Origin of the sequence: Haloterrigena salifodinae (assembly GCF_003977755.1) — an archaeon.
GTDB classification, from domain to species: Archaea; Halobacteriota; Halobacteria; order Halobacteriales; family Natrialbaceae; genus Haloterrigena; species Haloterrigena salifodinae.
This window is the reverse complement of the sequence record NZ_RQWN01000001.1, coordinates 915,295-933,962: the sequence shown is the minus strand read 5'-3', so window position 1 is coordinate 933,962 and position 18,668 is coordinate 915,295. Positions and strand designations below refer to the sequence as shown.

Annotated in this window: 20 protein-coding genes; 15 read left to right on the top strand and 5 right to left on the bottom strand. The window is 67.4% G+C overall.

The window, feature by feature from the left end; all coding sequences use genetic code 11:
- The first annotated feature begins 86 nt into the window (after window positions 1–86).
- Window positions 87–980 (top strand): sensor histidine kinase, encoded by an 894-nt coding sequence (locus EH209_RS04785; protein ID WP_126661783.1) that lies wholly within the window; start codon window positions 87–89, stop codon window positions 978–980.
- A gap of 57 nt (window positions 981–1,037) precedes the next feature.
- Here the strand turns inward: EH209_RS04785 and EH209_RS04780 are convergent, their stop codons facing one another.
- Window positions 1,038–1,778, bottom strand: coding sequence for an alpha/beta fold hydrolase (locus EH209_RS04780; RefSeq protein WP_126661782.1), 741 nt, complete (start codon window positions 1,776–1,778; stop codon window positions 1,038–1,040).
- Window positions 1,779–1,936: 158 nt separating this feature from the next.
- Here EH209_RS04780 and EH209_RS04775 point away from each other — a divergent pair, with 158 nt between their 5' ends.
- The 3 genes from EH209_RS04775 (at window position 1,937) to EH209_RS04765 (ending at window position 4,153) form a co-directional block, all read left to right on the top strand.
- Complete coding sequence (locus tag EH209_RS04775; protein WP_126661781.1) at window positions 1,937–2,602, top strand: DUF7095 family protein; 666 nt, start codon at window positions 1,937–1,939, stop codon at window positions 2,600–2,602.
- A gap of 362 nt (window positions 2,603–2,964) precedes the next feature.
- Window positions 2,965–3,171 carry a DUF2196 domain-containing protein gene (locus EH209_RS04770; protein ID WP_008894268.1) on the top strand — a complete coding sequence of 69 codons (207 nt, stop codon included), beginning with the start codon at window positions 2,965–2,967 and terminating at the stop codon, window positions 3,169–3,171.
- Window positions 3,172–3,295: 124 nt separating this feature from the next.
- Window positions 3,296–4,153 carry a YihY/virulence factor BrkB family protein gene (locus tag EH209_RS04765; RefSeq protein WP_126661780.1) on the top strand — a complete coding sequence of 286 codons (858 nt, stop codon included), beginning with the start codon at window positions 3,296–3,298 and terminating at the stop codon, window positions 4,151–4,153.
- Window positions 4,154–4,246: 93 nt separating this feature from the next.
- Here EH209_RS04765 and EH209_RS04760 read toward each other — a convergent pair whose 3' ends face one another.
- Both EH209_RS04760 and EH209_RS04755 read right to left on the bottom strand, forming a co-directional pair.
- The gene (locus EH209_RS04760) at window positions 4,247–4,453 is read right to left on the bottom strand and encodes a hypothetical protein (RefSeq protein WP_126661779.1); all 207 of its coding nucleotides are present in this window, start codon (window positions 4,451–4,453) and stop codon (window positions 4,247–4,249) included.
- A 143-nt stretch (window positions 4,454–4,596) separates the two neighbouring features.
- Window positions 4,597–5,259 carry an ERCC4 domain-containing protein gene (locus EH209_RS04755; RefSeq protein WP_126661778.1) on the bottom strand — a complete coding sequence of 221 codons (663 nt, stop codon included), beginning with the start codon at window positions 5,257–5,259 and terminating at the stop codon, window positions 4,597–4,599.
- Between the two features lie 105 nt (window positions 5,260–5,364).
- Between EH209_RS04755 and EH209_RS04750 the strand changes: the two genes are divergently transcribed.
- From EH209_RS04750 to EH209_RS04735, 4 genes are all read left to right on the top strand, one after another.
- Window positions 5,365–8,343, top strand: a complete 2,979-nt coding sequence (locus EH209_RS04750) for a bacterio-opsin activator domain-containing protein (protein ID WP_126661777.1) — start codon at window positions 5,365–5,367, stop codon at window positions 8,341–8,343.
- Window positions 8,344–8,434: 91 nt separating this feature from the next.
- Window positions 8,435–8,575: a rubrerythrin-like domain-containing protein gene (locus EH209_RS04745; protein ID WP_126661776.1), complete on the top strand. Its 141-nt coding sequence runs from the start codon at window positions 8,435–8,437 to the stop codon at window positions 8,573–8,575.
- Window positions 8,576–8,591: 16 nt separating this feature from the next.
- Window positions 8,592–9,905, top strand: a complete 1,314-nt coding sequence (gdhB, locus tag EH209_RS04740; protein WP_126661775.1) for a glutamate dehydrogenase GdhB — start codon at window positions 8,592–8,594, stop codon at window positions 9,903–9,905.
- 81 nt (window positions 9,906–9,986) lie between these two features.
- Complete coding sequence (locus EH209_RS04735) at window positions 9,987–10,784, top strand: TraB domain-containing protein (protein WP_126661774.1); 798 nt, start codon at window positions 9,987–9,989, stop codon at window positions 10,782–10,784.
- Window positions 10,785–10,791: 7 nt separating this feature from the next.
- Here the strand turns inward: EH209_RS04735 and EH209_RS04730 are convergent, their stop codons facing one another.
- Complete coding sequence (locus EH209_RS04730) at window positions 10,792–11,421, bottom strand: phosphoribosyltransferase (protein ID WP_126661773.1); 630 nt, start codon at window positions 11,419–11,421, stop codon at window positions 10,792–10,794.
- A 167-nt stretch (window positions 11,422–11,588) separates the two neighbouring features.
- Here EH209_RS04730 and EH209_RS04725 point away from each other — a divergent pair, with 167 nt between their 5' ends.
- The 3 genes from EH209_RS04725 to EH209_RS04715 all read left to right on the top strand — a co-directional run bounded on the left by EH209_RS04725 (window position 11,589) and on the right by EH209_RS04715 (window position 13,511).
- Window positions 11,589–12,362: an NAD(P)H-hydrate dehydratase gene (locus EH209_RS04725; protein WP_126661772.1), complete on the top strand. Its 774-nt coding sequence runs from the start codon at window positions 11,589–11,591 to the stop codon at window positions 12,360–12,362.
- 65 nt (window positions 12,363–12,427) lie between these two features.
- On the top strand, window positions 12,428–13,108 hold the full coding sequence (locus EH209_RS04720; RefSeq protein ID WP_126661771.1) for a class I SAM-dependent methyltransferase: 681 nt from the start codon (window positions 12,428–12,430) through the stop codon (window positions 13,106–13,108).
- A 124-nt stretch (window positions 13,109–13,232) separates the two neighbouring features.
- Window positions 13,233–13,511 carry a hypothetical protein gene (locus EH209_RS04715; protein WP_008894279.1) on the top strand — a complete coding sequence of 93 codons (279 nt, stop codon included), beginning with the start codon at window positions 13,233–13,235 and terminating at the stop codon, window positions 13,509–13,511.
- Window positions 13,512–13,569: 58 nt separating this feature from the next.
- Here the strand turns inward: EH209_RS04715 and EH209_RS04710 are convergent, their stop codons facing one another.
- The gene (locus EH209_RS04710; RefSeq protein ID WP_126661770.1) at window positions 13,570–14,406 is read right to left on the bottom strand and encodes a lipoate--protein ligase family protein; all 837 of its coding nucleotides are present in this window, start codon (window positions 14,404–14,406) and stop codon (window positions 13,570–13,572) included.
- A 177-nt stretch (window positions 14,407–14,583) separates the two neighbouring features.
- Here EH209_RS04710 and EH209_RS04705 point away from each other — a divergent pair, with 177 nt between their 5' ends.
- The 4 genes from EH209_RS04705 (at window position 14,584) to EH209_RS04690 (ending at window position 18,504) form a co-directional block, all read left to right on the top strand.
- Window positions 14,584–15,621: an ABC transporter substrate-binding protein gene (locus EH209_RS04705; RefSeq protein ID WP_126661769.1), complete on the top strand. Its 1,038-nt coding sequence runs from the start codon at window positions 14,584–14,586 to the stop codon at window positions 15,619–15,621.
- On the top strand, window positions 15,618–16,457 hold the full coding sequence (locus EH209_RS04700) for an ABC transporter permease (protein ID WP_126661768.1): 840 nt from the start codon (window positions 15,618–15,620) through the stop codon (window positions 16,455–16,457). The genes EH209_RS04705 and EH209_RS04700 overlap by 4 nt, the downstream gene beginning before the upstream one ends.
- Window positions 16,454–17,236, top strand: coding sequence for an ABC transporter ATP-binding protein (locus EH209_RS04695; protein WP_126662522.1), 783 nt, complete (start codon window positions 16,454–16,456; stop codon window positions 17,234–17,236). Before EH209_RS04700 ends, EH209_RS04695 begins: the two co-directional genes overlap by 4 nt.
- Window positions 17,237–17,592: 356 nt before the next feature.
- Window positions 17,593–18,504, top strand: a complete 912-nt coding sequence (locus EH209_RS04690) for a serine/threonine-protein kinase RIO2 (protein WP_126661767.1) — start codon at window positions 17,593–17,595, stop codon at window positions 18,502–18,504.
- The last annotated feature ends 164 nt before the right edge of the window (window positions 18,505–18,668 follow it).

Below are 18,668 nucleotides of genomic sequence, written 5' to 3'. Positions count from 1 at the left end.
ACGGGACAAGTCTTTTAGTAATTGTTTGATGTTCCCACACATATAGAAGTGAATCGTCGACGAGTGCCGTCGTTCCCGAACACACAATGGAATCGAGGACCAGTCGACTTCGAAGCGCCGTCGGAATCGCGTTCACGTACCTTCTCGTCGGGGTGTCGTGGATCATCGTTACTGACTACGTCGTGCTGGAACTGGTCGGCGATCCGCAGACGACGGCGCGGCTCCAGACTGCGAAGGGCTGGCTCTTCGTCATCGGGTCGACCGGTCTGGTCTACGCGCTCGTACGCTCGAATCAACGGCGCCACGAACGGACGACCGACCGACTCGAGCACGCGCTCCAGCAGACGAGCGTGCTGCACCGACTCCTGCGGCACAACCTGCGGAACAACTGTAACGTCATCCGGGGCAACGCCGAACTCCTCGAGGCGAACGACGAGGTTCCGGCGGACGTCGACCCGTACCTCGCGGAGATCAAACACCAGACGGATCGACTGGTCGAACTCGGATCCAAGACGCGGTGTCTCCGGGACGCCGTCCTCGACGGGGACGAGCCGGTTCGCCGGCTGGACCTCACCGCGGCGATCGACGCCGTCGTCGACGACGTCCGCGATGGCTATCCGGCAGTGACGATCGACACCGACCGTCCCGAGACGTGTTACGTGCGGACGACGCCGAAGATCGAACGCGCGCTCCGGGAACTGCTCGGCAACGCCATCGAACACAGCGAGCGGGCGGATCCCGCGGTTCGCATCGCGGTTCGGCGAACGGGCGAGGGCGTCGATATCGTCGTCGACGACGACGGCCCCGGGCTGCCGGCGACCGAGCGAACCGTCCTCGAGGAGGGGATCGAGTCGCCGATGATCCACTCGGAGGGGCTTGGCCTCTGGATCGTTCGGACGATCGTCGTGCAGGCCGGCGGTAGTGTGAAACTGGTCGAGAAGTCGTCGGGGACGACCATCGTGCTCTCGCTTCCGGACTGATGGACTCGAGTGAGAGCGTCACGGGCTTGTCGTCGTATGACGGGTGAGCCGCGACCTTCAGGCCGGTACCGGATCCGTCTCTTCTTCGGATTCGTCGTCCGTTTCGACGGCCACGGCGCCGTCCTCGAGGGCGGCAAGCAGGGTCTCGAGGTGGCGCTCGCGGCTTGCGGAGGAAAACAGTTCGTGGCCGCCGTCGTAGAGCACGACGTGTTCGGCGGGGACGCGCTCGCCGATCGGCCGGAGGCTGATCACGGGGTCGCGCAGCGAGCAGAAGACGACCGCGTCGTGATCGATCGTCAGCAGTTCCTCCTGGGCGCGGCGCGTCTCGCGGACGAACGCTGGCGAGACCCAGTTCGGCGTCGTCTCGAGCTGGTGGTCGGTGGCCTCCTCGCCGATCGCCTCGCGGTCGAGCCCGGACACTGGGAGGCAGGGCAGCGTCGTCGGTAGCTTCGAGACGGCCTCGAGCAGCGGCTCGGGGAACGTCTCGCCGTAGCCCCACCACGGGCTCAGGTAGACGTGATTGTCCGCGCCGTCTAGGGCCTGTGCGATCAGCGCGCCAGCGCTGTGGCCAAGCAGCTGATACCCCTCGAGATCGCGGACGTACTCGGCGATCGGCTCGAGCCAGTCGGCTTTGAAGTCGTCGATGTTCGTCGGGAGTTCGAACGCGTGGATCCGGTAGCCGGCCTCGGTCAGCTTCCCGATGAGCCAGCTGACGTTCTCGTGGGTCCAGCGGTTGCCCCAGCCCATGACGAACACGAGTTCTTCCTCGCCGTCCTCGTTGAATATCCGGTGTCGCATAGGATTCCGTTCTCCGGGAACCGATAAAAAGGTGCTCTCCTGACACAAGCGTCGCAGCCGGCTCGAGTCTCGATCGACAATCGACGGTTCCATCGCCCGCCGCGGGCTCGAGCGCTCTGAAGAAACCGTTTTGCGACTCGAGCCCGCACGTACGCGTCATGAATGGATTTGACCGCGACGACGCGGTCGACCGTCTCGAAGCCCTCGTCGACACCGTCGAGAGCGAGCGCATGCCGGTCCCGGTCCGGGAAGTATGGGCCTTCGGCGACATCGCGCTCGGACTCAATCCCGTCGAGCGACTGGACATCTACGTGACGAAGGACGTGCTGATGCGCGACGACAGTGGCGATAGCGGGGTCGATGTCGACGAACTCGCCGCCGAGTACGATATCGAGGGGATTGGCAAGTCCGTTCGGGCCGACTGGGCCGCCGCGCATCCGGAGTACCTGCGGGCCAACGCGAACGGCCACGCCGCCCCCGAGAAGTGTCTCGCCGCCCACCTGCTGGGCGACGACGAGCCGATCCACCTCGAGGTCTGTAACTCGCCGTTCGAGGATAACGTCACCCAGCGGCTGCGCGGGGCGCAACTGCGCGAGGATTACACCCAGTTGCTCGACCCCCGCGGCGTCTGTCTCTGGGCCGACGGCACCACGAGCGAGGAGGCGTTTCGCAAGCTCCGGGAGAGCGAACTGGCGCTGCCGACGCTCTCGCAGGCCCTCGAGATGCTCGGGTTGGACGAAGCCGACGCCGAGACCGCGGCCCAGGAGCTTCACGCCTGGCGCGAACAACAGGACGGTGTGACCGTTCGCGGCGACGTCGTCTGAACGCTCGGCTGCATTTTGTGTACTCGGTTCTTGAGTTCGGATTCGACTGGCTGAGTGCTCGAGCTACGAATGGAACGAGAGTCAACGGAACTGGATACAACGGGAGTTCTGCTCATCCTGGCAGCGGGGGATTGCCACTCCCTCCCCAACCGATTCGTTCGCTCTCTCCGGTCGCTCACTCATCCCTCGCACGGCTTCGTGCCGCGGTTCGCTTCGCTACGGGCTTCGCTCACCACGGCACAGCGCGCGCCACCGCTGGCTGGAGTTCAGGTCGATGCCGCCCCTCGGTTACCCGGAGCGAGCGACCGGCTCCGACGACTGCAGGCACTACGCTTTTCGACGCGACCGACCCACCATCGCCCATGTCCAACGAACGACCGACAGCCGAGGAACTGCGACAGGGCGTCACCGTCGAGATCGTGCAGGGCGATCAGGACGTCGAGTCGACGGACACGGAACCGATTATCGGCGAGGTCGGGACGATCTACGGCGACGATCCCCAGGGACCGGAGGTCGAACTGAAAAGCGGCGTCGTCGGCCACGTACAGGCCATTCGCCACGACGAGTAGCGCTCGAGTTCCAGTTCTTCGCGACGGTCTCCCTCTAACCGGGAGACGGAGGCCGGTTCTGTGCCCGTCGGAAAGCGGAGTCTGCCGGCCGAATCCATTTCCGACCGATCGTTGAGGTCAGGACATGGCGGACTCGAGTCATCTCGCGCTCGTTCGTGACGTCGTCGCGGTCGCTCACGAACGCCAGCTCAGCGTCACGGCCGCGGGACTGGCCTACCACGCGTTCAACACGCTCGTTCCGCTGGTCATCCTGGCGCTGGTCGGCGCCTCGCTGGTCGACGGCCTCGAGCCGCTGGTGTCCACGCTCGAGACGGCGGCCGGACTCGAAGGGACGGTGACCGACGGCGGCCTCGAGGGGATGACCGGGGGCAGCGCTCGGACGCGGGCGGCGCTGCTCGCCGTGGCGGTCCTGCTCTGGAGCGCCGTCCGGCTGTTCCAGGCGATCAACAGCGCGTTCACGGGCGTGTACGGCGGCCGGACGGACGAGTCGTACGTGGCGACGGCGGCGACGGTCACGCTCGTCACGGCTCTCTACACCGTCCTCGTCACGGTGACGATCGCGGTCGGCGTCGCACTGGTCACCGTCGTCGGCGTCAGCCTCTCGGTGGTCGTCGACGGCGGCTGGACGACGGCCGGCAGCACCCTGCTGCTGGCCGTGCTGCTGCTCGCGGTCTTCTTCCCGATGTACTACCTCTTTCCCCAGCCCGACGTCTCGGTCGGCGAGGTGCTCCCCGGGACGGCCTTCGCGGCGGTCTCCTGGACCGTCCTGGCCGTCGGGTTCCGATTCTATGTCTCGGCGTCCGAGAGCGTCGCCCTGTTCGGGATCGCCGGCGCCGTCCTGTTGCTCCTGACGTGGGTGTACCTGGGCGGGCTCTGTCTCCTGCTCGGGGCCGTCCTCAACGCCGTCCGCGCGGGTCGCGTCGATCCCGAAGAGAAGTGGATTCCAATGGAGACGGCATGGCCGGTCGATCGAACCGACTAGACGCTGGATTCGATCTCGTCGTTCGATGCCCCTCGAGTCAGGTCGCTACGGACGGTGCCAGACGACTACGGTCGTCGTCAGCCCCCACGGACGTCACGAGTCAAATTCCTGGTCCTGCGATTCGTACCACCCTGCGGCGATCAGCGAGAGCACCAGCAGCGAGACGCCCGTGACGACGCCGGAACTCACCCGGTCGCCGATTCCGACGTCGACGAGGCCGCTGCTGGCCAGTACGGCACCGATCGCAATCGCGGTCGCGCCACCGGTCAGTAGCAGTAAGCGGTCTCGAAAACCAACCATCGCGTCAGCCCGTAGCCAGTCGGCCGGGATAAGGGGCCGGCCTGAGTCTGAACGGTCCGCTGGCCGCGTGAACGTTACACGCCGGTGGTACCGACACAATCGAACCGTTCGACCTGCGCTCCTGACCGCTGCTCGCTGCGGCGTTACTCCGGACGTCCGTCCTCGCGAAACGCGGCGTCGATCGTCCGCGCCCGCCGCTCGCCGATCCCCTCGATCTCCGTGAGGTCCTCGAGAGAGGCCTCGAGCAGCGACTCGACAGTAGGGTAGCGCTTGTAGAGGGTCGCAGCGAGTTCGGGACCGATCCCCTCGATACAACCGTACATGCGCTTGGTCGTGGGTTCGCGACGGCTCGGAACGGAGCCGACCGGGAGCCGGCGATTCGAGGGCTCCTCGACGTGCTTTCGTCCCAACCGGATCGCGTAGTCGACGAGGTGCGCGCGGTCTGTACAGGGGACGACCGGCACCTCGTGGCGGGCCGTGATCGAAGCCATCGACCCCCGGACCGACTCGGGGGAGACGGCCGTCCGCAGGGTCGCGAGATCGGCGAAGTCGCCCTCGAGGAGGACGTAGGAGTGGTCGTATGCGGCGGCCATGCGCTCGACCTGATCGGTGAGGTCCGATCCCGAGCGGCCCATCGCGCTGTTGACGTAGTCCCGTAGAGTCTTGCGTTCGATACCGACCGAATCGATCGCGAGGTCGCCGGTCGACAGCCGGTCGACGACGACCTCCGTCACGTCGGGGTGGTCGCGGACGGCCTCGACGAGGCCCGCGGGCTCCCGATCGTCGACGGTGACGGCGACGCGCATACCCGATACCAGGGCCTCGAGACGGGAACGCGTATCGGTCCGTCGCCTCGCACGGGCCGAGGAGAAGCGATGGATTCTATCGCTCCGAGCCCCTACACACGACGAATGGTTACCGCAGGAACCGACGACGGAACCGTGCTCGTCGTCGAACCGTCCGGAGCGGACCCGGCGCCACTGCTCGATTCGCTCGACTCGCGGCGGAGCGACGAGGGGGTCTCGAGCGCGGCGGCGGCCCTCGAGGCCCTCGAGACGCGGTCGGTCGACTGCGTCCTGACGCCCCAGTCGGTGGCCGACGCCACCGGCCTCGAACTCGTCGAACGGATCCGCGACCGCGATCCGGACGTTCCGATCGTCCTCGCGCCCCGGGAGGGCAACGGCGGCGAGGCTCTCGCCGCCGATGCGATCGCCGCGGGCGTCACGGAGTACGTGCCGGCCGATTGCGACGCCTCGGCTCTCGAGGCGGCCGTCGAACGGGCGATCGAGGCGGGCCGCGACCGGCGCGAGCGCCGCGAGCGCGCCCGCCAGTTCGGCGCGGTGTTCGACGATCCCGAGACGTACGCGTGGGTGCTGGAGCCGGACGGACGAGTGCGTCGGGCCAACGAGCGCGCCCTCGAGGCGCGCGGAACGCCCGACGCGGCCGGCGCCGACGTTCGCGGGGAGCCGTTCGCGGCGCTCCCGCTGTGGAACCGCCTCAAGGAGGATCGATCGACGATCGGGACCGCGGTCGACCGAGCGGCGAACGGGACGGTCGTCTACCGCGAGGTGACCCTCGTACTCGACCGCGGGGCGCGGACGAACGGCGCGGGTACGGACACCGATGCCGGCGTCGAAACCGAAACTGACGCCGGAGCCGATACGGCCGACGACTCGCGGACGCTCGAGGTGATAGTCCGACCCGTTCGCGACGAGTCCGGGACCGTCGTCTCCCTGCTTGCGCGGGCGAACGACGTCACCGAACGGGCCCGACTCGAGCGGGAACTGCGCGAGTCGGAGGAGCTCCACCGGGTGACGCTGAACAACATGACCGACACCGTCCTCATCGCGGACGACGACGGCGCGTTCACCTACGTCTGTCCGAACGTCCACTTCATCTTCGGCTACACCGACGAGGAGATCTACGAGATGGGGACGATCGACGAGCTCCTGGGGTCGGAGCTCTTCGACCGCGAGGAGCTGGAGCGGGAGGGCGTGCTCACCAACATCGAGTGTACGGCCACCGACAGGGCCGGCCGCGAGCACACGCTGCTGGTCAACATCCGCGAGGTCGCGATCCAGGGTGGGACGACCCTATACAGCTGTCGCGACGTCACGACGCGAAAGCGCCGCGAGGAGGCCCTGACCGCCCTCCACCGGACCGCACGCGAACTGCTCTACGCCGAGAGCGACCGCGAGATCGCCGACCGCGTCGCGGCCGACGCCGCCGACGTACTCGATCTCGAGGCCAGCGGCGTCTACCTCTTCGACGGCGACAAAAACGTCCTCGAGCCGGTCGCCGCATCGCCGGGGATGAACCGCCTCCACGGACCGCTTTCGCGGCATCCGGTCGGCGAAGAGAGCGTCTCGGGTCGGGCTTTCATCGACGGCGAGTCCCGGTTTTTCACGGACGTCCGCGACGCCGAGGCGCTGGCGGACCCGACGACCGATATCCGGGGCGCGGCGGTCGTCCCGCTGGGCGATCACGGCGTCTTCCTCGCGGGCTCGTCGGAGCGCGACGCGTTCGACGATGTCGACCGCGAACTGACCGACCTGCTGGCGGCGACGGCCGAGGCCGCCCTCGATCGGGTCGAACGCGAGCGGTCCCTCCGTGAGCGCGACCGGGAACTCAAGCGCCAGAACCGGCGGCTCACGCGGCTCGATCGGATCAACGAGATCATCCGCGAGATCGACGCGGCGCTGGTTCGGGCCGAGACCCGCGAGGAGATCGAGACCGCCGTCTGCGAGCGACTGACCGCGGCCGATCGGTTCGCGTTCGCCTGGATCGGAACGACCGACGCCCCGGGCGAGCGACTCGAGCCGAGCACCCACGACGGGACCGGCCGCGGCCGGGACTACCTCGACGGCGTCTCACTCTCGCTGGCCGACGCGGCCGAACCCGCGGCCCGCGCGGCGGCCGACGGCGAGGTAACGGTCGTCTCGAACGTCGCTGACGGGCTCCGCGAGGAGCCGTGGCGCTCGGCGGCGCTCTCGCGGGAGTACCAGTCCGTCGCGGGCGTGCCCCTGGCTTACGACGAATTCACCTACGGCATGCTGGCCGTCTACGCTGATCGCCCCGACGCCTTCGACGAGGTCACGCGGAGCGTCCTCGCGGAACTGGGCGAGACGATCGCCTCCGCCATCGCCGCCGTCGAGCGCAAACAGGCGCTGCTGACTGACTCCCGGACCCGCCTCGAGTTCGACGTCGGCGACGAGAGCTTCGTCTTCTCCCGGTTGGCCCGGCGAGCCGACTGTGTCCTCTCGTTCGACGGCGGCGTCCGCCTCCACGAGGACGGCGCCGCGGTGTTCGCGACTGTCGAGGGCGCCCCGGCGGACGCCGTCGTAGAGGCAGCCGCCGATCTCGTCGCCGTCGAGGGCGCTCGAGCGGTCGGTTTCGGGGACGGCGAGACCGAGGCCACGGACGATCACAGGGGGACGGTCCTGCTCGAACTGGCGCCGCCGTTTCTGGCGTTGCGCCTCGCGGACCACGGCGTTGTGCTCCGCAGCGTGGAGGCGTCCCCCGACGGTGCGCGCGTCGTCGTCGACGTTCCGCCGACCGTCGACGCGGGCAACAGCGTCGACGTCGTCTCGAACGCGCTCGACGATGTCGACCTCCACGCCAAGCGGACCGTCGACAGAACGACCGCGCGCGACCTCCGGAGCGAACTGCTCGAGCGACTGACCGAGCGCCAACTTGAGGTCGTCCAGCTGGCCTACTACGGCGGCTACTTCGAGTCGCCCCGTGAGCAGTCCGGCGAGGAGATGGCCGCCACGCTCGGCATCTCCTCGGCCGCGTTCTACCGTCACGTGCGGGCGGTCCAGCGGAAACTCTTCGTTCTCCTGTTCGACGAGCTCGGACTCCCGGCAAATGCTGCGCTGGGGGTTGAATAGTGAACCCCGGCTACCCATCGACGCTAGCTATCCTACGAATATACCTATCCTAATATCCTTATTATTCCTAAGTGCCGTGACCGATCTCTCCATGAAAGACGTTCAACTCGCCCCCGACGAGGAATCGACCTACGAGTGTTTCGACTGCGGAACCGTCGTTCGCGCGCCGTCGGGAACGACCTGCCCCGACTGCGGCGGCGACATGCGTAATCGCGGTACACCGATCGAATAACCCCCGTTTCGACTTCATGGCTTCGAACCAGCAGTCGACGACACCACCCAAGGAGCACCGCCCGGTTGAGTCGACCGAAACCGCCCTCGAGACCGCGCGCAGACAACTCGATCGCGCCGCGACCCACCTCGAGATCGACGACGCCGTCCTCGAGCGGCTCAAACACCCCGCGGCGGTCCACGAGGTGGCCGTTCCGCTCAAGCGCGACGACGGGAGCGTCGACGTCTTCACCGGCTACCGCGCCCAGCACGACAGCGTCCGCGGGCCGTACAAGGGCGGCCTCCGATACCATCCTGAGGTGACGCGCGACGAGTGCGTCGGCCTCTCGATGTGGATGACCTGGAAGTGCGCGGTGATGGACCTCCCCTTCGGCGGCGCGAAGGGGGGCGTCGTGGTCGACCCCAAGTCCCTGTCCGACGAGGAGACCGAGCGGCTCACGCGCCGGTTCGCCCAAGAGATCCGCGACGTGATCGGACCAACGACGGACATCCCCGCCCCCGATATGGGGACCGGTCCGGAGGCGATGGCCTGGCTGATGGACGCCTACAGCATGCAGGAGGGCGAGACCATCCCCGGCGTCGTCACCGGCAAACCGCCCGTCGTCGGCGGCTCCCACGGCCGCGAGGAGGCGCCCGGCCGCAGCGTCGCCATCATCACGCGCGAGACCTGCGACTACTACGGCTACCCGCTCGAGGACGTCACCGTCGCCGTCCAGGGCTTCGGCAGCGTCGGCGCGAACGCGGCGCGCCTGCTCGACGAGTGGGGTGCGACCGTCGTCGCCGTCTCTGACGTCAACGGCGCCGTTTACGACCCAGACGGGATCGACGTCGCCGACATCCCGTCCCACGACGAGGAGCCCGAGGCGGTCACCGCCTACGCCGCCGCCGTCGGCACGGACGTCGACCGGCTCTCGAACGACGAACTGCTCGAACTCGACGTCGACGTCCTCGTACCGGCCGCCGTCGGCAACGTGATCACCGCGGACAACGCCGACGCGATCGACGCGGACGTCGTCGTCGAGGGCGCCAACGGCCCGACGACGTTCGCCGCCGACACCATTCTCGAGGAGCGTGGAATTCACGTGGTCCCCGACATCCTCGCCAACGCCGGCGGCGTGACGGTGAGTTACTTCGAGTGGCTCCAGGACATCAACCGCCGCGCCTGGAGCCTAGAACGGGTCCACGAGGAACTCGAGACCGAGATGGTCGACGCCTGGTCGGCCGTCCGCGACGAGGTCGAGGCGAAGGACCTCACGTGGCGCGACGCGGCCTACGCCGTCGCGCTCTCGCGGGTCGCCGAGGCCCACGAAGCGCGCGGCCTCTGGCCCTGAGACGGGTTGTTCTTCCAGTTCTATCCTCCCGGCGCGGTCGGGTCACCGTTTCAAGGCCGTGGCGAGCGTACCACGACGAGCATGTCCGCCCAGGGAACCATTACGATCGTTCCGAGCGTCCACTTCTCGCCGACCCACCGGCGTCGGGTCCGGTCGACGATCCGCGAGACCGAACCGGACGTCGTCGCCGTCGAACTCGACGACCGGCGATACGACCGCCTCGAGGAGCGAAGCGGCCGCAGCCCCCTCGAACTGGCCCAGGAGCTGCCGCCGGCGACGGCGGCGGCCTACACCGTGTTGCAGGCGGTCCAGCGGACGGTCGTCCGGCTATACGGGCTCGATCCCGGCCAGACCGACATGGAGGCGGCCGTCGAGACCGCGGCCGAACTGGATATAGACGTCGCGCTGATCGACGATCCGATCGCGGAGACGCTTTCCGCGCTCGCCGACCGCGTCGGACCGGAGCTGCTCCCGAAGCTGTTCGCGCGCACCCAGCGGATGGGGCCGGACCGACAGGCCAAACAGCTCGAGCTGCTGACGACGTCGTTCGAGGAGATCACCAGCGGCGAGGACGTCCAGCCGGCGATCGAACAGATGCGGCTGCTCCTCCCGGAACTGACCGAGATCATGATCGACCGCCGCGATCGATCGATGGGCCGGCGGCTCCACGCGCTCCGCAGCGAGGGCCACGACGTCGTCGCCGTCGTCGGCGCGGGCCACCATCTGGGTATCAAACGAACGCTCGAGGACCTCGAGGTGCGGGCCCGCGACGCGGGCCCGCTCGAGTCGGCAGAGACCGAGTACTGGGAGTTCGACGCGGACACGACCGTACCGATCCGTTCACCCGCCCGGAGCGTCACCCGGATTCCGATCGAATGACGTCCGCTCAGCGGTCGAGGTACGCCATCGCTTCCTCGTCGGTTACCTGTCCGAACTCGCGATAGAACTGGCCGACCGCGCGGAACGACTCGGGCGTCTCGAGGGCGATCACCTCGTCGGCTTCGCGCTCGAGGTCGGCGACGCCGCGTGGCGAGCCGACCGGAACTGCCAGCGCGACGTACTCGGCGCCCGAATCCTGCACCTGTCGGAGACAGGCCGTCGCGGTCGCGCCGGTCGCGACGCCGTCGTCGACGACGACCGCGCGCTTCCCCTCGAGGTCGGGCAGTCCCGACCGATCCCGCGGCCGGTAGCGGTCCGCTTTGTCCGCGGCGTTTTCGGCCTCCTCTTCGCGGATCTCTTCGAGGTAGCCCTCGGAGACGCCGAGTCGCTCGAGGAGGTCGTCGTTGTACCAGACGCTGCCGTCACTGGCAACCGCGCCGATCGCCAGCTCGGGATTCCCCGGCGCGCCCATCTTCCGGGCGACCACCACGTCGAGGTCCGCGTCCAGCGCGTCCGCGACCGGCCGCGCGACGGGCAAGGCGCCGCGGGGAATCCCGAGGACGACGTCGGCCTCGAGGCCGCGGGACTCGAGTTTGGCGGCGAGCCGTTCGCCAGCGTCGGTTCTGTCGTTGAACATACAGCTAGCTACGGCGGCCACGTACTATGGTTTATCGTAGCACACGATGGGGGCGATCGAGCGGCCGGAGACGGGATGTGGGACCGCTCCCGACCGGAACGATCGAATCGAAAACGACCGTAACTCGCCTGCCGAACGTCTACCCGTCCCGCTTCTCGAGGTGCGGTATGGGACGATTGCAGCGAACGCTCTCGAACATCTCCGAGGAAGAGATCGACAACGGCCGGATCGGCATCGTCGCCGGGTCGATCGAGTACCCCAACCAGCCGGCGCTCGTCGGCCGCGCGGCGCTGCGAACCGGCTCCGACCACGTTCGAACGTTCGTTCCCGATCCGATCTACGAGATCGTCGCGGGGCAGGATCCGAACCTGCTGGTCGACCGCTACGCGGGCGAACAGTTCGAGGAGAGCGCGGTCGAACGCACCCGCGAGATGGGCGAGTGGGCCGACGCGCTCGTGATCGGCCCCGGCCTCGTCGACGCCGATCCCGAGGCCGTCTACGAGGCGATCGACACCGTCGACGTTCCGATGGTCGTCGACGCCCTTGCCCTCGAGCCGTCGCTCGATGCCGACCTCTCGAACGCCGTGCTCACACCCAGCGGCGCGGAGGTCGGACCGATCCGCGACGAGTACGGCTCGCTTGACGAGTTCACGACGGAGACCGGCGCCGTGGTGGCGCTGACCGGCGACGTCGACGAGATCGTGGCCGACGGCGAGCGGCTCGAAAACGAGACGGGGACGTCCGCGATGACCGTCGCCGGCACCGGCGACACGATGGTCGGCATCATCGCCTCGCTGCTCGGCCAGGGGATGGACCGGCGCGAGGCGGCCGAACTGGGCGCGTGGATCCTCGGAAAGTCCGGCGAACTGGCGACGGCCGACCACGGACCGGGCGTCGTCGCGACCGACGTAATCGAGCGCATTCCGGACACGATCCGCTGAGACGCGATCGAACACTCCTGCCACGGGAAACCATTACACATCAGTCCGTCGTCACCTCGAGTGAGATGTCCGACTTGACTCCCGAATCCGCGACGCGATCGGCAGACGAATACGAGGTCGACCACCCGCTCTTCGCCGCCTGCTACGACTTCCTCCCGGAACCGGAGGCCCTCGAGGCCGAGCGCGGCTACCTCGCCCGGGACCTCTCGGGTCGCGCGCTCGAACTGGGCTGTGGCACCGGGGACATGTTCCCGTTCGTCGTCGACGGCACCGCGGGGGATCTCGAGTACCACGCGATCGAACCGGACCCGAACATGCGCAAGCGGGCGGCCGAGGCCGCCCGTGAGGCCGGCCTCGCGGTCGACCTCCGGGACGCCCGCGCCGAGTCGCTGCCCTATCCCGACGACAGCTTCGACGTCGTCCTCGCCGGCGTCGTCTTCTGTACCGTTCAGGATCCCGACGCCGCGCTCGAGGAGGTCGTCCGGGTGCTGAAACCGGGCGGCGAGTTCCGCTTCCTCGAGCACGTCGGCGCCGACGGCTGGCGCGGGAGCGGGCAGCGACTGCTCGATCCCGTCTGGAAGCGCGTCGCGGGCGGCTGTCACCTCACCCGAGACACGGTCACGCGCTTCGTCGACCACGAGGCGCTGGCGGTCGAGGAGATCGATCGCCTCGACGACGGCGTCTTCCCGGCGACGCCGATCGTCCGGGGCACGCTGCGACGACGGCAGGACGGCGTTCTCGAGTGACTCGCCCCTCGAAGAGCGATCGATTCGCCACTCGAGACGGTCCGGGGTCGCTTTCGGCGGAATCGATCGAACCCCGGATCCTGCAGGTGGAACCGTTTCCCGCGCGTCCGTGGTAGGCACCACTATGTCCGAACCGGATCGAGAGCCGACGGAGAAGCCGACGACCTCCAAGGAGGAGGCCGAGGCGGAGACGAAGTGGATGACCCGCAACTGGATCGGGATCGCGGTCGTCTCGATCCTGGGTCTGTGGCTACTCGTGCTCGGTGCGATGCAGGCGACCGGGCTGGTCGATATCTTCGCCCCGATCGCCGACTCCGGAGCCGCGCAGTGGGGCGTGTTCTTCGCCATGGCAGTCGTCCTGATCATCCTCGCCGGTTGGAGTTGGAAGGCCATCGCCAGCTAAGGGCCTCGCCGCCTCGCGGCCGATCCGCGCCGCTTCGCAACCGATCCGTTTCTCGTGGTCACTCGCCGTCCGCTTCCAGCACCGCTCGATTCCGGATCCACGCGTCCGCGCCGAACTTCCGATCGGCGAGGTCGCGGGCCGCCTCGAGTTCCCCGTTGCGCCACGTCCCTTCATCGGCGTCACACCACTCCCCCAGCGCCATCGCCAGCGTCTCGACAGCCGCCTCGCGATCGATTCCCGCCTGCTCGCGGACGCTCGTCACGCGGTCAGCGAACGTCTCCGGCTCGAGGTCGGTATCGAAGACGCCGACGTGGCGCTCGGGCTCGAGGTCGTAGCTGATCGACCCGTGCTGGATGACGACGTCGCGCTGGCGGTACTGTGCGTTGCCGCTGATCTTCTTCGCCTCCGCGCCCGCATCGGCGGGTGCGACCACGTCGTGGGCCGGGTTGATGTCCCGCAGGTAGCAGGAGGGCTGGTAGATCGACGCCTGCTCGGTCGCGGCGAAGTCGGCGTCGACGCCCATCTCCCGGAGCCCCTCGAGGATCGGCTCGCAGAACAGTTCATAACAGTCCATCAGATCCCCCGGCACCTCGTCGGCGGGCGCGACGATCGTGTAGGAGATGTCCGCGTCCCGATCGTGGTAGATCCCGCCCCCGCCGGTCTGGCGACGGGTGACGTCGATCCCCTCGCGCTCGCAGTACTCCCAGTCGACGGTGTCGGCGTCCTGGCGGTACCCCAGCGACAGCGTGCTCGGCTCCCACGAGTAGACTCGAACCGTCCGCAGGTCGTCCTCGAGAGCCGTTTGCGCCGCGATCTCCTCGAGGGACATCTGGACGGCTCCCTCGCGGGGCTCGTCCCGGATCAGCCGCCACTCCCGATCGGCGAGGTCGTTCATACGTCACCGGTCGCCGGCGACCGTGTTAGTGGTTGCGTCGTTTCGCTGTCGATCGCTGGGACCGTCCACCGTATTGGAACTGTATCGCGTCTTCGGTGAGCCAGAGAGCGAGAGCTGTATCAACTCACTAGAGTGGATTAGCAATATATATTATCTACGTACAGAATTTTATTATCAATGCTGGATCAGCGCCGTCGAACCGTCCTGAAGCGCGGTACGGCAGTCGCATCGCTCGGCCTCTCGACGGCCGGTTGCCTCGATTCGCTCGCCGGGAGCGGTGACCTCGATACGCTGTCGGTCGCGTACGTGCCGATCTATCCGAACATGCACCACTACGTGATGACCGAGGAGGGGCTCTACGACGACGTCTCAGCGGACGTGACGCCCGAACGGTTCGCGTCGGGGCCGGACGTCGTCAAAGCCTTCGCCGGCGACGAGATCGACGTCGCTTTCTTCGGCGTCACGCCGGCGATGGTGCTTGTCGACCGGGGGAAACCGGCAGGCGTTCTGACCGTGAACTCCTGCGAGGGATTCCGCGTGATGGGTACGTCGACGTTTGCGGACCTATACGACGAGCACGGTCGCGACGCGTTCTCGCGATTCGAGTCTCGAGAGGGCCGAAAACCGCGGATCGGTGCGGCACCCGACGGCAGCGTTCCAGACGCGGTGTTGCGCTACTGGATCGAGCGAGACCTCGACCTCGGCGAGCTGGAATCGGTCGTCTCGAAACCGACGGTGCCGCCGGCGAGGACCCCGCAGGCGATGGCGTCGGGCGACCTCGACGCGACAATGATTCAGGAACCGTACGCGACCGCCATCGGCGACGGGGACGACGGTTTTCGGTCGCTCGCCTGGTCGGGCGACGTCTTCCCCGACCACCCCGTCACCGTCATGTTCGCTCAGGAGCGCGTCCTCGAGGCGACCGACCTCGCGAGGGCACTCGTCTCGGCGCACCTCGAGGCGACCGAGTTCATCCGCGAGAACCCGGAGACAGCCGCCGAACACGCGAGTACAGTCATCGGTTCCGGAACGAGTGACGAACGCGCCGCGGCGGCGATGGAGTCGAAGGCGGCGAACTTCTACTCGGACCCGCATCGGATCGCCGATCCAACCGAACGGATCGCACGGTACGTCGCCGACGTCGGCAACACCGATGCGGTGGTCTCGAATGAGGACCTGTTCCACTTCGACGCGTACGACGCGGTGAGCGAATGAGCGTCGACCTCGACCTCGAGGCGGACGGTCGGACGGCGCGACTCGTCGGCGGCGATCCAACCCGACTCGTCCGCGGGACGATCGGAATCGCCGCCTTCCTCGCCCTCTGGTGGCTCGCTGCGCGGGCGACGACGCCGTCGTATCTCCTGCCGGGACCGGTCGCGTCGGCGAGCGCGTTCGTCGACCTCTTCGTCCGGCGGACCTCCGTCGACCTTCCGGTCGCGGGGACCACGGCGGTCCCGATCGGACTGTACAAACTCAGTCAGAGTCTGTTTCACTACGTTCCCGGTCTGGTCGTCGGGAACGTCGCCGGAATCGCAGTCGGCGTGGCGATGGGCTGGTCGACTCGCGTCGACGACTACCTCCGGCCGGTCGTCCGGCTCCTCCGCCCGATTCCGCCGCTGGCGTGGGTGGTCTTCGCCGTCCTCTGGTTCGGTATCCACCACACCGGTGCGGCGTTTATCGTCTTCGTCGGGGCGTTCTGGATCACCCTTTATGGCGCCTACAGCGGCGTCGAGGGGGTCTCGAGGGAGTACATCGAAGTCGCTTCCGGGCTCGGCGTCGAGTCCGACTGGCAGATGATCCGGCTCGTCGTCCTGCCGGCCGCCGCGCCGAGCGTGCTCACCGCCGTTCGAACGAGCATCGGTCGGTGCTGGATGATCGTCGTCGGCGCGGAACTGTTCGGTGCGCCCGGCGTCGGCTACGAAATTGTCAACGCCTCGAACAACCTCGCGCTGGACACCAGTATCGCGTACATGTTCCTCATCAGCGTCGTTTACGTCGGCATGGACGTCGCGTTTCGCGCGGTCGAACGGAGGGTTCTCGCGTGGCAGTGATCGACTCCGATACCGATCCGAATCGGAAGTCCGCCGCGGCGAAGATCGTCGTCGACGGCCTCTCGAAGCGGTACGACTCCCGCGGCGCTCGCCTCGAGGCGCTGGCCGACGTCTCGCTCGAGGTAGCCGACGGCGAGTTCTGCTGCGTGGTCGGTCCGTCGGGCTGCGGGAAGACGACGCTGCTCCGACTCATCGCCGGCCTCGAGTCGCCGACGGCGGGCCGGGTCCTCGTCGACGGCGATCCCGTTACGGAACCCGGCGTCGATCGCGGGATGGTCTTCCAGGAGGACGCCCTCTTCCCGTGGCGAACCGTCCGCGGAAACGTCCGGTTCGGACTCGATCGCCCCGCCTGCGACTGTCCGGACTGCGAGGCGCGAGTCCGCGACCTGCTCGAACTCGTCGGACTGTCGGGGTTCGGAGACGCGTATCCGCGCGACCTCTCCGGCGGGATGAAACAGCGGGTTGGGATCGCTCGCGCCCTCGCCGTCGATCCCGAGGTGTTACTGCTGGACGAACCGTTCGCGAGCCTCGATTCGGGCACGCGCGAACGACTGCACGGCGAACTGCTCGAGATCTGGCGCGAGACCGACAAAACCGTGCTATTCGTCACCCACGACATCGAGGAGGCGATCGCACTCGGTGACCGCGTCGTCGTCATGGACGACCGGCCGGGCCGCGTCGACGACGTTGTCGACGTCCGACTGGAGCGGCCTCGAGATCGAGCGAGCACCGCGTTCGTCGAAACCGTCGCTCGGATTCGCGATCGGATCGCGCGCTGAACGCGCTATCTGATCCGATTGTTGGACTCGGCTCTGCCCTCTTACGTCTGAGTTCTCCACTCACGGCCGGTCTCATGGAGATCTCCGGTTCCGGATTCGCGGCGAAATCGTTGGACGGCGATCGATACGTGGGCCCGGCTAGCCCAGCTATCGACTGGTTCGACTGAGCCGCCGCAGTCGCTCGAGGCCCGAACATCGGATTCTATATCGCAATATCTGATTTATTGGGTGCGATGTGCGGACGTACGCTGCCGTCACCGCCGCGCGTTCCGTCGTAGATACCTCGGCTGCCGCCTGCCGCCCTGTAGTCGCCCCACGTCACGACGTTTTTACGTACTCACCGGCTATCCCGGGCTATGGTGCGGAACGTCGCCGGGGAACTCCCGGAGCTCGAGGACGAAGACTTCTATCTCCTCTCGGGGGTCGAACAGGGGATGCGCTTCTCGGAGTGGGTCCAGCGGGAGAAGCTCCCAAAGTTCGCCAGTCTGACCGAAGAGGAGGTCGACTACCGCCTCGAGCGCTGTCTGAAACGCGGGTTGATCGAGAAGAAGACGATTCAGTACGAGGGGTACACCCTCCAATTCGAGGGGTACGATACGCTCGCGTTGCGCGCGCTCGTCGAGCGCGATACCATCGGCGAGTTCGGCTCGCCGCTCGGCGTCGGCAAGGAGAGCGACGTCTACGAAGTGCGCTCGTACAAGCCCCTGGCCCTGAAGTACCACCGCGAGGGGTACACGAACTTCCGGGAGGTCCACAAGGAACGCGACTACACCTCGGAGAACGACCACGTCTCGTGGATGTACACCGCCCGGAAGGCCGCCGAGCGGGAACACGAGATCTTGGAAGAGCTCTACCCGGACGTTTCGGTCCCCCAGCCGATCGGCCAGAACCGCCACGCCATCGTCATGGAGAAGATGGACGGCGTCGAACTCTCCCGGACGCGACTCGAGGACGATCAGGTGCTGGGGGTCCTCGATCTGCTCGTCTCCGAGATCGCCAACGCGCACGCGAACGGATATGTCCACGCGGACATGAGCGAGTACAACGTCTTCGTCAACGAGGAGGGCGTGAAGATCTTCGACTGGCCCCAGGCCGTGCCGACCGACCACGAGAACGCCGGCGAGTTCCTCCGGCGGGATCTGACGAACATCGTGGGCTACTTCCGTCGGAAGTACCCCCAGCACGTCCCCGACGACCTCGAGAGCGACGACCTCGCCAACTCAATCGAGGACGAGTCGTTCGAGACGATCACCGAGTTCGTCGCCTGACGGTCCGGTCGACTCCTCGCGGCGTCCGTGCGCGAACTCCGCCTCCGTTCTGGTTCTCGAGTCCCGTTCGATCGCGTAGAGCGAGCAGTCTCGAGCGGCCTCGAGACGCGGTGTCATCCGAGATCGAGATACACGCCTCTCGCCTCACTGTTGTCTCTCGTTTT

Excerpts from the sequence above, each read along its gene's own strand:
- EH209_RS04785 (WP_126661783.1), top strand. The coding sequence starts at position 87 with ATGGAATCGAGGACCAGTCGACTTCGAAGCGCCGTCGGAATCGCGTTC.
- EH209_RS04780 (WP_126661782.1), bottom strand. The coding sequence starts at position 1,778 with ATGCGACACCGGATATTCAACGAGGACGGCGAGGAAGAACTCGTGTTC.
- EH209_RS04775 (WP_126661781.1), top strand. The coding sequence starts at position 1,937 with ATGAATGGATTTGACCGCGACGACGCGGTCGACCGTCTCGAAGCCCTC.
- EH209_RS04770 (WP_008894268.1), top strand. The coding sequence starts at position 2,965 with ATGTCCAACGAACGACCGACAGCCGAGGAACTGCGACAGGGCGTCACC.
- EH209_RS04765 (WP_126661780.1), top strand. The coding sequence starts at position 3,296 with ATGGCGGACTCGAGTCATCTCGCGCTCGTTCGTGACGTCGTCGCGGTC.
- EH209_RS04760 (WP_126661779.1), bottom strand. The coding sequence starts at position 4,453 with ATGGTTGGTTTTCGAGACCGCTTACTGCTACTGACCGGTGGCGCGACC.
- EH209_RS04755 (WP_126661778.1), bottom strand. The coding sequence starts at position 5,259 with ATGCGCGTCGCCGTCACCGTCGACGATCGGGAGCCCGCGGGCCTCGTC.
- EH209_RS04750 (WP_126661777.1), top strand. The coding sequence starts at position 5,365 with ATGGTTACCGCAGGAACCGACGACGGAACCGTGCTCGTCGTCGAACCG.
- EH209_RS04745 (WP_126661776.1), top strand. The coding sequence starts at position 8,435 with ATGAAAGACGTTCAACTCGCCCCCGACGAGGAATCGACCTACGAGTGT.
- gdhB (WP_126661775.1), top strand. The coding sequence starts at position 8,592 with ATGGCTTCGAACCAGCAGTCGACGACACCACCCAAGGAGCACCGCCCG.
- EH209_RS04735 (WP_126661774.1), top strand. The coding sequence starts at position 9,987 with ATGTCCGCCCAGGGAACCATTACGATCGTTCCGAGCGTCCACTTCTCG.
- EH209_RS04730 (WP_126661773.1), bottom strand. The coding sequence starts at position 11,421 with ATGTTCAACGACAGAACCGACGCTGGCGAACGGCTCGCCGCCAAACTC.
- EH209_RS04725 (WP_126661772.1), top strand. The coding sequence starts at position 11,589 with ATGGGACGATTGCAGCGAACGCTCTCGAACATCTCCGAGGAAGAGATC.
- EH209_RS04720 (WP_126661771.1), top strand. The coding sequence starts at position 12,428 with ATGTCCGACTTGACTCCCGAATCCGCGACGCGATCGGCAGACGAATAC.
- EH209_RS04715 (WP_008894279.1), top strand. The coding sequence starts at position 13,233 with ATGTCCGAACCGGATCGAGAGCCGACGGAGAAGCCGACGACCTCCAAG.
- EH209_RS04710 (WP_126661770.1), bottom strand. The coding sequence starts at position 14,406 with ATGAACGACCTCGCCGATCGGGAGTGGCGGCTGATCCGGGACGAGCCC.
- EH209_RS04705 (WP_126661769.1), top strand. The coding sequence starts at position 14,584 with ATGCTGGATCAGCGCCGTCGAACCGTCCTGAAGCGCGGTACGGCAGTC.
- EH209_RS04700 (WP_126661768.1), top strand. The coding sequence starts at position 15,618 with ATGAGCGTCGACCTCGACCTCGAGGCGGACGGTCGGACGGCGCGACTC.
- EH209_RS04690 (WP_126661767.1), top strand. The coding sequence starts at position 17,593 with ATGGTGCGGAACGTCGCCGGGGAACTCCCGGAGCTCGAGGACGAAGAC.